This is a genomic window from Cellvibrio fontiphilus (assembly GCF_042646205.1).
GTDB lineage: Bacteria > Pseudomonadota > Gammaproteobacteria > Pseudomonadales > Cellvibrionaceae > Cellvibrio > Cellvibrio fontiphilus_A.
The window spans coordinates 1-12741 of record NZ_JBHRTF010000015.1; the positions used below are offsets into that span (position 1 = coordinate 1).

15 protein-coding genes are annotated in these 12741 nt (G+C 46.0%); 1 reads left to right on the plus strand and 14 read right to left on the minus strand.

All coding sequences use genetic code 11. The annotated features are described in order from the left end of the window. Positions 1–167: 167 nt before the first annotated feature. From ACFODX_RS16230 to ACFODX_RS16260, 7 genes are all read right to left on the minus strand, one after another. The gene (locus ACFODX_RS16230; protein ID WP_378121091.1) at positions 168–767 is read right to left on the minus strand and encodes a Yip1 family protein; all 600 of its coding nucleotides are present in this window, start codon (positions 765–767) and stop codon (positions 168–170) included. Positions 768–1004: 237 nt separating this feature from the next. Beyond that, positions 1005–1676 (minus strand): SCO family protein, encoded by a 672-nt coding sequence (locus ACFODX_RS16235; protein ID WP_378121093.1) that lies wholly within the window; start codon positions 1674–1676, stop codon positions 1005–1007. After that, the gene (locus ACFODX_RS16240) at positions 1666–2031 is read right to left on the minus strand and encodes a copper chaperone PCu(A)C (protein ID WP_378121095.1); all 366 of its coding nucleotides are present in this window, start codon (positions 2029–2031) and stop codon (positions 1666–1668) included. Before ACFODX_RS16240 ends, ACFODX_RS16235 begins: the two co-directional genes overlap by 11 nt. A 139-nt stretch (positions 2032–2170) precedes the next feature. Further along, positions 2171–3097: a heme o synthase gene (gene cyoE, locus ACFODX_RS16245; RefSeq protein ID WP_378121097.1), complete on the minus strand. Its 927-nt coding sequence runs from the start codon at positions 3095–3097 to the stop codon at positions 2171–2173. Continuing rightward, positions 3063–4112 carry a COX15/CtaA family protein gene (locus ACFODX_RS16250; RefSeq protein WP_378121099.1) on the minus strand — a complete coding sequence of 350 codons (1050 nt, stop codon included), beginning with the start codon at positions 4110–4112 and terminating at the stop codon, positions 3063–3065. The genes cyoE and ACFODX_RS16250 overlap by 35 nt, the downstream gene beginning before the upstream one ends. Beyond that, on the minus strand, positions 4109–4627 hold the full coding sequence (locus tag ACFODX_RS16255; RefSeq protein WP_378121101.1) for a hypothetical protein: 519 nt from the start codon (positions 4625–4627) through the stop codon (positions 4109–4111). Before ACFODX_RS16255 ends, ACFODX_RS16250 begins: the two co-directional genes overlap by 4 nt. After that, on the minus strand, positions 4614–5396 hold the full coding sequence (locus tag ACFODX_RS16260) for an SURF1 family protein (RefSeq protein WP_378121103.1): 783 nt from the start codon (positions 5394–5396) through the stop codon (positions 4614–4616). The genes ACFODX_RS16255 and ACFODX_RS16260 overlap by 14 nt, the downstream gene beginning before the upstream one ends. Before the next feature lie 26 nt (positions 5397–5422). Here ACFODX_RS16260 and ACFODX_RS16265 point away from each other — a divergent pair, with 26 nt between their 5' ends. After that, positions 5423–5632 (plus strand): DUF2909 domain-containing protein, encoded by a 210-nt coding sequence (locus ACFODX_RS16265; protein WP_378121105.1) that lies wholly within the window; start codon positions 5423–5425, stop codon positions 5630–5632. Positions 5633–5712: 80 nt separating this feature from the next. Here ACFODX_RS16265 and ACFODX_RS16270 read toward each other — a convergent pair whose 3' ends face one another. The 7 genes from ACFODX_RS16270 to apaG all read right to left on the minus strand — a co-directional run bounded on the left by ACFODX_RS16270 (position 5713) and on the right by apaG (position 12741). Beyond that, positions 5713–6594 carry a cytochrome c oxidase subunit 3 gene (locus tag ACFODX_RS16270; RefSeq protein WP_378121107.1) on the minus strand — a complete coding sequence of 294 codons (882 nt, stop codon included), beginning with the start codon at positions 6592–6594 and terminating at the stop codon, positions 5713–5715. Between the two features lie 27 nt (positions 6595–6621). Then, positions 6622–7149, minus strand: a complete 528-nt coding sequence (locus ACFODX_RS16275; RefSeq protein WP_378121109.1) for a cytochrome c oxidase assembly protein — start codon at positions 7147–7149, stop codon at positions 6622–6624. A 35-nt stretch (positions 7150–7184) separates the two neighbouring features. Then, positions 7185–8792 (minus strand): cytochrome c oxidase subunit I, encoded by a 1608-nt coding sequence (gene ctaD, locus ACFODX_RS16280; RefSeq protein ID WP_324259782.1) that lies wholly within the window; start codon positions 8790–8792, stop codon positions 7185–7187. Between the two features lie 2 nt (positions 8793–8794). Next, positions 8795–9943, minus strand: a complete 1149-nt coding sequence (gene coxB / locus ACFODX_RS16285; RefSeq protein WP_378121112.1) for a cytochrome c oxidase subunit II — start codon at positions 9941–9943, stop codon at positions 8795–8797. Positions 9944–10530: 587 nt separating this feature from the next. After that, positions 10531–11349 (minus strand): putative porin, encoded by an 819-nt coding sequence (locus tag ACFODX_RS16290; RefSeq protein WP_378121114.1) that lies wholly within the window; start codon positions 11347–11349, stop codon positions 10531–10533. 198 nt (positions 11350–11547) lie between these two features. Next, positions 11548–12360 carry a symmetrical bis(5'-nucleosyl)-tetraphosphatase gene (locus ACFODX_RS16295; RefSeq protein ID WP_378121116.1) on the minus strand — a complete coding sequence of 271 codons (813 nt, stop codon included), beginning with the start codon at positions 12358–12360 and terminating at the stop codon, positions 11548–11550. A gap of 12 nt (positions 12361–12372) precedes the next feature. Then, a complete protein-coding gene (gene apaG / locus ACFODX_RS16300; protein ID WP_378121285.1) occupies positions 12373–12741 on the minus strand; it encodes a Co2+/Mg2+ efflux protein ApaG in 369 nt (122 codons plus the stop codon).

Here is a 12741-nt window from a genome sequence, read left to right on the forward strand (position 1 = left end):
CATTTGAGCCTCGGGATGAAAACTCCGGAAGAAATGCATGAAAAAGCCAGCTCTTTGTAGGAGCTGGCTTAAACAAAAACCGTCAACTTATTTTAGGACGGGACATCGATTAGCTGTCAATAAGTTTGTTGCAGTGCAATCGCAGCCAGAAAGATTACGAAGTTCTACTAGCCTGCATATGCAGGGCCAAAACCAAAACTCCAAATCAACACGGTAATTGCCATCAGCGCGACAAACATTACCAGCCCGATGGTGAGGATGGAGCTGGCATACACAAACCCTTCGTCTTCCGGGATTTTCATAAAAATAGGGATGCCGGTGTAAAGCAAGTAGACGGTATAAAACACGGCTCCTATGCCCACCAACATAACCAGAATAACGTTGGGATAAAGCGCACATAGCCCCGCCACAAACAGAGGGGTTGCAGTATAGGCGGCAAATACAATCGAACGGGCAAGGCCAGGCGATGAATCATAAGTGCGCGACATCCAATCGATAAATGCGCCCATAACCCCAACGCCAGCCAATAGCGCCAGGTACATTAAACTACTCATGATCAAGGCGCTGGATTCGGTAAGTGTTACCGGATCACCATTACCCACCACCCAGCCAACTTTGGTGGTGCCTATATACATGGAAACCGGAGGGATTAACGCCAGAAATAACACATGGGCAAAATACAAATGGGAAACCGATTCTTGGGTATCGCGAATTTCTTCCCATTCTTTATGAGGATGGGTAAACAGCCCTGCAACATGAGAAATCATACTTTCCTCCAGCAACTCTGCGACAGTTATTCACTATTAAAATCTTGAGCATTTGTGTGGCGTATAAAAACATTAGTCTCACAATTTCAGTATATAGCCTTAATAGAAACGCCTCCTCCGCCTTACTAGATCAAATACTGTTAAAAAAATTATCAGAGATAACCGCGTCATACAGCGACTGATATTTCTCTTCTAACACACCGCCTTATAAAAATTTATACAGCTAAAAAACTACTATCAATTCTGCAGCATCACATTCATATCGGCGGCCAGCTCCGCCACCGCAAAGGGCGGCGCAAAGCTGCCCGCGTATTCCCCCTGAGGGTTGACGATAAACACCCGGGTAGAGTGATTGACCTGATAGTGCTCACCACTGCCCTGCGGCATATCGATGCCCCAAGGGACTCTTAATAATTTACCGTCAATAATGGCAGAGCGATCATAGGCGGCACCAAAAAATTGCGCAGTTCGCGCCAGCTCTGCATTAGCGCCGCTCAGCGCGATAATATCGGGGTGGAAAAAATTCACGTAATCGCCCAACTTTTCCAGGCTGTCGCGCTCCGGGTCGACACTGATAAATACGATTTGCAGGCCAGAACTATCGCCCACCTCACGCAATAATTTTCCTAACTTTTGCAATTCCAGCGGGCAAATATCCGGGCAGGAGGTAAAACCAAAAAAAATGAGCGACCATCGCCCGCGCCAGAGTTCCGGTGTCAGTGGCTTGCCCTCTTGGTTGCGCAAATCCAATGCGGGGATTTTTTTGGCAGATGGTAATAATTGTGCGTATTCATAGCCAGGCGGCGTTTGGCGGCTGGCAACATAAATGCCTAGCACCAGGCCAAATACAATAACGGCAAGGTAAAGCAAGTGGTGGGGCGACCATAGGCCGCGAGTTTTATTGCTCATCGGCAGCCTTTTTTACCGGAACACGCAGAGTCAACTGCGTACTGTCAGAAAAATCAAAAACGATATTGACACTGTCATTGAGGCGCAGCGGTGTTTTGGCTCCCACCAACATCAAATGCAAACCGCCGGGTGTTAACTGCAATTCGCTCTGCGCAGGAATATAAAGTGTATCGCGATGGTCCATATAAACCTTGTCGCCCTCGCGTCGGGTTTGATGCATCATCACCTGCGCACAACAATCTGCGGTCACTGCCACAATCACTTTTTCCTCCTGCGCGCGATTGTGAAAATCCATATAAGCAGCATTAACCGCGGCTCCCGGCGGCGCTAATTTAATCCAGGCATTGGTAACCAATAATGAATCCGCTGCATCAGCCTGAGCAAAAGCAATTGCCAGCGATAAAAAAAACCAACCAAAAGAAAAAACAATACCCCGCTTAAATAGCCGGTTAAAAAACCTTGCTCGCAATAAATAGTTAATTCGCAATAAATGGTTAATTGGCAAAGTACGCAAGCACATAATGGTCCACCAATAGCGCCACGAATAGCAGCATTAAATGCACAATAGAAAAACGGAAGGTTGCAATGGCGGCATTGGCATCCGGCGAGAATTTCAACCGCCATGCATGGCGAATAAAAACACCGTTTAAATACAAACTTGCCAGCAGGTAAACCACGCCTGCCATACCGATTAAGTAGGGCAACCAACAGACGGCCATCAATAAAAAGGTGTAGAGCAGAATAAGCGTTTTAGTAAATTCTATGCCGTGAGTGACCGGTAACATGGGAATATTTGCTTTGGCATAATCATTCACGCGATGTATAGCCAAGGCCCAAAAATGTGGTGGAGTCCAGGCAAATACAATCATCATCAACAGCAGCGCTTCGCTGGTTACACTGCCAGTAATTGCCGTCCAACCCAACACTGGCGGCAATGCACCGGCGACACCACCAATCACAATATTCTGTGGTGTAGCGCGTTTGAGTAGCAGCGTATACACCACCGCGTAACCAAATAATCCCAACAACGTTAAATAGGCTGTCAGCGGGTTAACCGCCAAAAGCAGCAATAAAAAACCGGCAACCGCAAGCACACAGGCAAAAATAATGGCCTGCTGATTGGTTAGCCGGCCTTTGGGCAGAGGGCGCATATAAGTGCGCGCCATTTGCGCATCAATTTTTTGATCGAGTATGTGATTAAACGCGGCGGCAGCACCGGACACCATGGCGATGCCAATACTCGCCGTTGTTATTAACCAAAGGTCGGGCAACCCAGGCGACGCTAACATCATGCCCACCCCCGCCGTTAGCACGAGCAGTGCAACTACCTTGGGTTTGGTTAACTGATAGTAAGCGCGCGCGTAGCTATTAATGTCCGCGCGCCAACTAACACTCGGCGATATATTTTTGATTGTGGCCATAAACCTTCTCCGGATTACGCAAAACCATTTGCCGTAAAAATACCAAGAGCAACATCAACAAATTAGCGGCGACCAGGTTGTGCGCTACCGCGTTCCACAGCGGCACCAGCGCAACAATATTGATCAAGCCCAAGGTGATTTGTAACAGTAATAAAAAACCCATGGCGAGCACCAAGCGCTGCATCACTCGCGTTTGTGCATTGCGCCAGCACACGCATAAAAAACTTCCCAACACCAACAGCGTCACAATCGCACCTATGCGATGCAATACATGAATACTCATGCGCGCCTCATAAGGCAAGACGCCATATTCATAAGTCTCATGCCCAAGCGGTAAATGAAATACTTGTGCGAACGAAAAACGCTCCTGCCAACCCGGCTCACAAAACGGCAATTGATTGCACACCGCGGCGGCGTAATTTGTGGATGTCCAACCACCCAAGGCAATTTGCGCAATAACCACCAGCAAGCTAACCACACCAAATCCTATCCATTTAGCCAAGGCCGGCTCAGCCAATGTTTTGGCAGCAACGGCAGATGATGATTGAGCCTCCCAACTTATTTCAGCGCGCAATAATGCAAGTAAACACAACAGGGTGAATCCACCCAATAAATGAGCCAGCACAATCAGCGGCAACAAATTTAATGTCACCGTCCACATGCCTAATGCCGCTTGGAAAATGACCAACAACAATAACGAAGATGCCAAGATGCGATAGCGCTTTAACCAATGACTGGCGATAAAAATAGCCAGCACGGCAAGGCCCAATACACCAGCGATATAACGATGCAACATTTCATTGCGCGCCTTGTAAGGATCAACTTCTAGATGCGGATATTTTTCCTGGGCATCGGCAATGTGATGATCCAATACCGGTGCGTGAAATTTCCCATAACAACCGGGCCAATCCGGGCAGCCTAACCCCGCATCGGTCAAACGGGTGTAGGCGCCCAGGGCGATAACGGCGAGCGTCAACACCAGGGTAAAATTCACCAACGCCGAAAATATTTTCATGTTCCGCTCCTGTCGTAATTCATTAAACGCAACAGGTCGGTGCGAATATCCTTGGCAATATGCTGCATTTGTTGCGCATCTTCACTGACGGGATAACGCAATAGCGCAAGTCCATCGCGATTAACAATGACAATTTGGTTTTGTAATTGCTGCGCAAGAATATTTTTTTCCAACCAATGGAGCGCAGAAAATTCATGTAACCCTTGGGGTGTTTGTGGTGCCATCACCAAGGGCTGAATTTGCAATTGTTTGCGCCCAAGGCCGGTATAGAGTTGCTGCAGGCTATACAACGCTTGTTGGCAGGCTTGGGCACAAGTTTCAGGGGCGACATAAACCAAGCGCCAGGCAGCGGCATTGGCTTCTGCATTTGGCAACAGCTCGATTTCATGCTCCAGCCAATAACCTTTATTGACCGCGTGGTGACTAAACCAACCCATCGCCAAACTAAGTTTGGCAGCTGCAAGTGGAACCAAGGCGCAAAGTAAAAATAAACTGAAAAATTTACGGCTGGTCATGACTCAGCTCCTTGGTTGAACTGGCGGCCAAACTGATCACTACCACCGCGAATGCCAATAAACCCCATTGCAATGCATAAGCCTGATGCCGCTCTGGAGGCAAAATCACCGGTTCATAGTGCACAACAAAAGGCGATTGCTGTTGCTGAAAAATAACTCCCGACGTATTTAACACCGGCAAATATGCAGCCAGGTTTTTTGCATCCAACTGTTGAATACGCATAGGCCAGGTGCCTTTATCTTCAATATTAGTTCCCAATAACAAACCCGTGGGTTTTGTGCGAAAAATTCCTTCAATAATCAATGAGGCAGGAATATGAACCCGGGGTAATTCTTCACGCCGTGCAGGTGCAGCGACCCACCCCAAATTAACCAACACTGTCGAAGAGTTGTTATGCACATCGCTATGACTGGAGGTTTTTTTTACAACAATTGGCGATGCAACTTCCTCTACGGCAACAATGACATCGTAACCAATGCGACCATCAACTAATTGATTATCCAGCAGCCAGACCATTGGGCTAATCCAGCGCGCAGAAAACTTCAGGGAAACACCATCCAGTTCTTGGATATCAAATGCAGTCAATTGGTTAAACGCAAAGGGGCCAGCAGAATTCCACTGGGCAATACGCTCCAGCGTTTGTTTCTTTTCACTCGCACGCGACAATTGCCACAGCGACAATGACATCAGAAATGCCGTAGCCAGCAAACTTACAACAACCCAGTGCCAGCGAATTACCCAATAGCGATTGAAGGCTATAATTGTCATACCTCCACTCCTGCATAGGATTTATTATGTTCATTAAAATTGTGCTGATCGTTTTACTGGCGCTGGTGGTTATTAGTCTATTTCAAGCTTTATTTGTCATGATCAAAAACGATGATAAAGCGCCGCAGATGTCGAAATTTTTAGGGCGACGCCTATTTTTCTCTGTAGCTGTTGTATTGCTGCTTATTATTCTGTTACTAACCGGTGTAATCACACCACACCCACGGCCTTATTAAGGCTGCACTTTATTGTGTAATACACCAGCAATAGCACGCACAAAAAATGTTCCTGTTCTTAGGGGCATTTTTATACAACTTTATAAAACATACACAAACACAAACAAGTTAAGCCAGACCACATCCACAAAGTGCCAATACCAGGCTGCGGCCTGAAAACCAAAATGACGCTCGGGGGTAAAATGGCCTTTGATTAAAATGCGTAAAAATATAATGAGTAAAAAAATTGTTCCCAAGGTAACGTGTAAACCATGAAAACCGGTCAGCAGAAAAAAGGTATTGCCGTACACACCAGAATCCAAACGCAAACCTAAATCATTATAGGCATGCATATATTCGTATCCCTGCAAGGATAAAAATAATACCCCCAGCACTATAGTTAACATCATAAAAAAGCCGAGCTGGGTATGTTTATTGTTTTCAATACCTATATGGGCAATTTGCAGGGTAATAGAAGAGGCCAATAAGATCAGGGTGTTGTACAGGGGAATCCCCTCCCAAGGCATAGCGTTGGTCTCCAACCCGCCTGGTGTTTTTTCCAACGGCCAGATAGCTTCAAAATCCGGCCAGAGAATTTCTCCCGTCATCACGTTATTTCCTGCTCCATCCAGCCAAGGTACAGAAATAATACGGGCATAAAAAAGTGCGCCAAAAAAAGCGCCAAAAAACATTACCTCTGAAAAAATAAACCAACTCATACCCTGGCGAAAGGAGCGATCCATCTGCGAACTATAAAGTCCAGCCATGGATTCATCGATAACATTTTTAAACCAGCCAAATAACATATAACACAGGAGTGCAAGACCAATGATAAGTAAATAGCCGCCTGCACCATGCTGATCTTTAGCCAGGTCATTCACCAGCAAGGCAGCTCCAATGCCAATAGTAAATAAGGATATAGCCCCAACAATTGGCCAGACACTCTGCTCGGGAACATAGTAACGCTCATGATCAATTTTCATCGTGAATTCTCCTATCGGCCATGCGAACTAGCGCCCGACTAGCTGTGGGGTATTTTTATATAAGCGGTACGAAAGCGTGATGGTGGAAAAATGCGCAGGCAATTTTGGATCCACATAAAATTGCACTGGCATCGCCCTGCGCTCATGCGCATCCAAGGGTTGCTCGGTAAAACAAAAACATTCGATTTTAATAAAATATTTTGCTGCCTCACCCGGCGATACTGAAGGTACCGCCCGCCCTACCATCGCCATATCGGTAGGGTTCTCCACCATAAAATTAATGACTTGTACCTGCCCTGGGTGAATGCTGATATGCGCCACCTCTGGAGCAAACGACCAGGGAATTGCGTCGTCGCGATTTGCTAAAAACTCCACTTTAATAGTGCGTGTCTCATCCACCGCGGCACGGGTTACCGCAGGCTGGTTGCTGGTTTTACCGTTAATACCTGTAATTTCACAAAACACATCGTAGAGCGGCACCAAGGCATAGCCAAATGCAAACATAGCGATGCATATAATGACTAACCTGCGCACTAATCTAGTGTTGGAAACCATGCGCCCTCCCCACCCCTGGCAAAGAATTCGCCGTTTTATTTCACCTGCGGTGGTGTTTGAAAGGTGTGGTAGGGCGCAGGCGATGGCACTTCCCACTCCAACCCCTGAGCCCCCTCCCACACCCTGTCAGTAGCCTTTTCACCTTTGCCTCGCATACAGCGCACCACCATCCATACAAAAATTAATTGCGATAAACCAAAGAGGAATCCACCAATACTGATAAAGGCGTTCATATCGGCAAATTGCAGCGCATAATCAGGAATGCGCCGCGGCATCCCCGCCAGGCCAACAAAATGCATGGGGAAAAACAGCATGTTGACGGAAATAATTGAACACCAAAAATGGAGCTGGCCAATTTTTTCGCTGTACATCACACCAGTCCATTTTGGAATCCAATAATAAACACCGGAGATAATGCCAAACACAGCTCCCGTCACCAGCACATAGTGGAAATGCGCCACAACAAAATAGGTGTCGTGATATTGGAAATCCGCTGGCACTATCGCCAACATCAAACCGGACAGCCCACCAATAGTGAAGAGCACTATAAAGGCGAGCGCAAACATCATAGGCACTTCAAATGTCATAGCACCGCGCCACATAGTCGCCACCCAATTAAATACTTTTACACCCGTGGGAACGGCAATCAGCATGGTGGCATACATAAAAAATAATTCTGCAGCGACAGGCATGCCTGTGGTGAACATGTGGTGCGCCCACACAATAAATGACAAGAGCGCAATGCTCGCGGTTGCAATCACCATTGATTCATAACCAAACAGAGGCTTGCGGGCAAAAGTAGGGATAATGCTGGAGACTATGCCAAAGGCCGGCAGAATCATGATGTACACTTCGGGGTGACCAAAGAACCAGAAAATATGCTGGAACATGACTGGATCGCCACCACCGGCAGCATCAAAAAAGCTGGTGCCAAAATATTTATCCGTTAGCACCATAGTCACTACGCCAGCCAGCACCGGCATTACTGCAATTAATAAAAATGCAGTGATTAACCAGGTCCACACAAATAGCGGGAGCTTCATCCAGGTCATGCCCGGTGCACGCAAATTAAAAATAGTAACAATGACATTCATCGCCCCCATGATGGAGGAAATCCCCATCAAATGAACCGAGAAGACAAAAAAAGCAGTGCTGTCACTACTATAAGTAGTCGAGAGCGGCGCATAAAAAGTCCAACCTGCTGCTGGCGCTCCGCCTTCCATAAAAAAAGTCGATAACAAAATCGTAAAGGCAAATGGCAGTATCCAAAAACTCCAATTGTTCATGCGTGGCAATGCCATGTCAGGCGCACCAATCATGAGAGGGATCATCCAATTCGCCAAACCGACAAATGCCGGCATAACTGCACCAAATACCATTACCAATCCATGCACAGTGGTTAGTTGGTTAAAAAAATGGGGATCAACGAATTGCAGGCCGGGCTGAAATAATTCAGCGCGAATCATCATTGCCAAAATACCACCCGTAAACAGCATTAATAGCGAAAACAATAAATACAAGGTGCCAATATCTTTGTGATTGGTGGTGAATAACCAACGGCTAATTCCACGCGGCTTGTGATCATGCGAATCATGGGAATGATCTGCATGCTGCTGATGTGAACTGATATTTTCTCTGCTCATTATTATTCTCCTGCCTTAACAGCGGCGATATCCGCAGCTTGTACCAATTCACCGGTATTGTTGCCCCAGGCATTGCGCTCATAGGTGATAACCGCAGCCAATTCACTATTGGTCAGCTGCTTGGCAAATGCTTGCATGGCAGTTCCCGCTTTGCCATTAACAACAATTTGAATATGCGCGGGAATGTCAGTAGTTGCCATGATGCTGCCCTTAAGTGCGGGAATAACGCCGGGCAATCCCTCACCGGAAATTTGATGGCAGGCGGCGCAATGTGTCTCATAGGTTTTTTGGCCGAGGCTCATCAACTCATCCATGGTTAAATTACCGCGCGCCAATTCAGCTGCTTTTTCCTGAGCCTGACGCTCCAACTCCTGCGCGACCCATTGGTCAAAATCTTCCGGGCTACGCACATCCACAACGATTGGCATAAAAGCATGATCTTTTCCGCATAGCTCTGCGCACTGCCCGCGGTAAATACCTGGCTTATCTACTTTGGTCCAGGTTTCGTTGATAAAACCCGGGTTCGCATCTTTTTTAACGGCAAAAGCAGGCACCCACCAGGAGTGAATAACATCATCGGCAGTCACTAAAAAACGAATTTTTTTACCCGTCGGCAACACCAAAGGTTTATCTACATCACGCAGATAGAGATCGGTTTTTTCAGCTTGATTATTGATAGCTTCACGCGGAGTAGCGAGCAGGGAATAAAACTCTATAGGATATTCCAAATATTTATAATGCCACTTCCATTGCGAACCGGTAATTAATACGGTGAGATCCGCCTCAGAGGTGTCTTCCATTGCAATCAAGGTTTTACTGGCAGGAATAGCCATGGCAATCAAAATAAGAACGGGAATAGCCGTCCAAATAATTTCTATTTTCAGACTGCCATGAAATTGGGCAGGCGCTGCGCCTTTTGATTTGCGATGATGCAGGATAGACCAAAACATCAAACCAAAAACAATCGCGGCAATCGCACAACAAATATAAAAAATTATCATGTGCAGGTTATAAACCTGACCACTGATGTCAGTTACGCCGGAAGTCATATTGTATTTTGCTTCTAGCGCAAACAATTGTTGGGCAAAGGAAAGAAGCACAACAACCAATGGGTATCGAACAAAACGCAGGCTGGATGGGCAATGTTTCACTGCACAACTCCTTTATCACGAGGGTTAGCGTTTTTTATTAAAACAACCACGAAACATTTAAATTAACGACATCCACTAGACCAACTAGATCCAGAAATAATTGATGAACAAGAGCGTCCAGCATGTGAAAGCCGGAAAACCAAGGGCTGAACGCCCGAGCCATTTTTAGTGTTCAACAATTAATAGACGCTGGGCCATAACCCAACACAGGAATCAGGTGTTCATAACCAAAGAGGTGCGACCTGACAACAGAAAAGCCAACTGGCAAAAACGGGGGGAGGTATATTTGGCCGCCATGTCAACGGCAACCTCCCTAACTACACAGCCAGAACACAGGACGAACCAGAACCAACTACCGGTCACCTCAATTCCACGGCCTTTGGGTGCATTTTTAAATTAAAAATAACTGACAAAAAATAGCCACCCGGCAAATTAACTATAAACCCAAGGCTATAAAACGCAAGAAATAAAATAAAAACAAAAAAACATGTAAAAAGTATTTTTTATATAACAAAAAGCCAGCTTATCCATAAGCTGGCTTCCGGAGTGCTCCACATAAAATATTGAGACTAACGCACAAACACTAATTAAAAACGAATTGTGCCGCCGACCAATAAACTGTTTTCAAACTCACCATCCACATAACTCAGCTCAAGGCTGGCTTTATCGGTAAAGAAATTGCGTGCGCGGACAAAATAGTCAGTATCAGCATTGTCAGCAACAGATGAATCGTAAGATGTATTCACAAAACCTGCACCAAGACTCAGATGACGATCAATATAATAATCAGCAGACATAGTGATTGTGTCATCAGCCCACCCCAGTTTGGATTTTTCGTAACTTGCCTCAAGATTCAAGGCCTGCTCACCACGCAAGGGCAATACATATTTGCCGTTGATATTCCATTCATCATTGACATCAATATCTTCGGTAAATTCTGACCAAACCAACAAGCCTTCAATTGGCGCTACGCCGGCTTTTACAAACCAGGCGGATTCCCAATCATAGGATTGGCCCAGCGAAGCTGGCGCTTTGGATTTTACTTCTGCAACGCCCGCACCCAGAAAAAAGATTGTATTGGGAATGTAAAAATCTGCACCGATTACTCGCCCGTACAAATCAGATTTTTCACCGCCAAATTTGTATTCTTCTGTGCCTAACTGCAGGTAAACATTGCTGGCTTTTTCAATAAATGCCGCTTCTGCCAATGGATGCTCACTGGTATTGACTGGCGCAAAATAATATTTCCCTTCAAGGCCAATAAATTTTCCCTCGCCGTTTGAGTCGGCATAATCAATATCTTCATAAGCCGCCGACACTTCTGCTTGATAGTTTGCGGCCAGCGCAAGGGGCGCGCCAACAAGGCCGACAGCAGCAACAATACTGGAGAGTAATTTCATTTTCATAATCTATCCTCTGATAATCACAGCGGCATCTACATTGATGCACAAACTCATACTAGCGATAGAAAATTGAACGAAAACTGAATGTACATTTTTTTACGATTGATAAATGGCGTGAATATTTAGAGACGGAAATAGCTATTTTTTTGAATTTTTTACTATCCACTAATAAAAAATAGGAATAGTTTTTTCAGATGAAACTCAGGCAAGGCAGTTGCATGAAAAATATACACCATCTTCAAGGCGCAGTGCAGTTAGCTCACCACCCCAGACACATCCGGTATCCAGTGCAAAAATATTTTTGGTATTAGCCTTGCCCTCCAAAGCAGCCCAATGGCCAAAAATAATTTTATCATTGCGCATTTTTCGCCCTGCCAATGAAAACCAGGGAGCAAAACCTGTTGGCGCTGCATCTGCACTTTCTTTGGTTTGCAATTCCAATTCACCTTCTGCCGAACAAAAGCGCATACGGGTAAAGTAATTAGTAATTAAACGTAAACGCTCTGCACCTTCAAGGCTATCTTTCCAACGCGAAGGCGTATTGCCGTACATATTTTCCAATAATAATTCCGGTGTTTCACTTTGCAATACTGCTTCGACTTCACGCGAGCGCGCCAGGGCATCAGCCAATGTCCATTGCGGTGGGATGCCCGCATGTACCATAGTGAAATTTAATTCAGCATCGTGATGCACCAGTTTTTGCTGGCGCAACCAATAAACCAAATCGGCACGATCCGGCGCAATTAATAATTGCTCCAGAGTATCGTTTTTACCCGGTTTACGCAGGCCGTAATAGACCGCAATAAAATGCAGATCATGATTGCCTAATACCAAGGTAATAGCGTCGCGTAGTTTATATAACAAGCGCAATGTGGCGAGCGAATCCGGGCCGCGATTAATAACATCGCCGGCGATCCATAATTTATCGCGCGCTGGATTAAATTCGATTTTTTTTAGCAGGCATTGCAAAGGCTCAAGGCAGCCCTGAATGTCGCCAATTGCATATGTCGCCATAATTGTTACCGCTTAATGAATAGCATGGGGAGGGACTAACGCAAACAGGGGAATTTCGGCATCAAAGGTTTCACCGGTTTCAGTGCGCATTTGATAACTACCTTGCATTAACCCGGTTTCCGTTTCCAAAATAACGCCACTGGTGTAGGTGTAACTATCCCCCGGGTTGATGTGCGGCTGCTCACCAACAACACCTACACCCTGCACTTCCTGCCGCTTTTCATTGGCGTCGGTAATCAACCAATGGCGACTGATAAGTTGCGCAGGAACATCGCCCTGGTTTGCAATAGTAATGGTGTAGGCATACACGTAGCGGTTCACCAGCGGTTGGGATTGCGCGGCGATATAAGTGGTTTTTACCGATACCTGAATGGCGGACAT

What these genes read in the sequence shown, in the direction of transcription:
- ACFODX_RS16260 (WP_378121103.1), bottom strand. Translation starts at nt 5,396, where the DNA reads ATGACAATTATAGCCTTCAATCGCTATTGGGTAATTCGCTGGCACTGG.
- ACFODX_RS16265 (WP_378121105.1), top strand. Translation starts at nt 5,423, where the DNA reads ATGTTCATTAAAATTGTGCTGATCGTTTTACTGGCGCTGGTGGTTATT.
- ACFODX_RS16250 (WP_378121099.1), bottom strand. Translation starts at nt 4,112, where the DNA reads ATGAAAATATTTTCGGCGTTGGTGAATTTTACCCTGGTGTTGACGCTC.
- ACFODX_RS16255 (WP_378121101.1), bottom strand. Translation starts at nt 4,627, where the DNA reads ATGACCAGCCGTAAATTTTTCAGTTTATTTTTACTTTGCGCCTTGGTT.
- ACFODX_RS16230 (WP_378121091.1), bottom strand. Translation starts at nt 767, where the DNA reads ATGATTTCTCATGTTGCAGGGCTGTTTACCCATCCTCATAAAGAATGG.
- ACFODX_RS16270 (WP_378121107.1), bottom strand. Translation starts at nt 6,594, where the DNA reads ATGAAAATTGATCATGAGCGTTACTATGTTCCCGAGCAGAGTGTCTGG.
- ACFODX_RS16295 (WP_378121116.1), bottom strand. Translation starts at nt 12,360, where the DNA reads ATGGCGACATATGCAATTGGCGACATTCAGGGCTGCCTTGAGCCTTTG.
- ACFODX_RS16275 (WP_378121109.1), bottom strand. Translation starts at nt 7,149, where the DNA reads ATGGTTTCCAACACTAGATTAGTGCGCAGGTTAGTCATTATATGCATC.
- ctaD (WP_324259782.1), bottom strand. Translation starts at nt 8,792, where the DNA reads ATGAGCAGAGAAAATATCAGTTCACATCAGCAGCATGCAGATCATTCC.
- cyoE (WP_378121097.1), bottom strand. Translation starts at nt 3,097, where the DNA reads ATGGCCACAATCAAAAATATATCGCCGAGTGTTAGTTGGCGCGCGGAC.
- apaG (WP_378121285.1), bottom strand. Translation starts at nt 12,741, where the DNA reads ATGTCCGCCATTCAGGTATCGGTAAAAACCACTTATATCGCCGCGCAA.
- ACFODX_RS16235 (WP_378121093.1), bottom strand. Translation starts at nt 1,676, where the DNA reads ATGAGCAATAAAACTCGCGGCCTATGGTCGCCCCACCACTTGCTTTAC.
- ACFODX_RS16290 (WP_378121114.1), bottom strand. Translation starts at nt 11,349, where the DNA reads ATGAAAATGAAATTACTCTCCAGTATTGTTGCTGCTGTCGGCCTTGTT.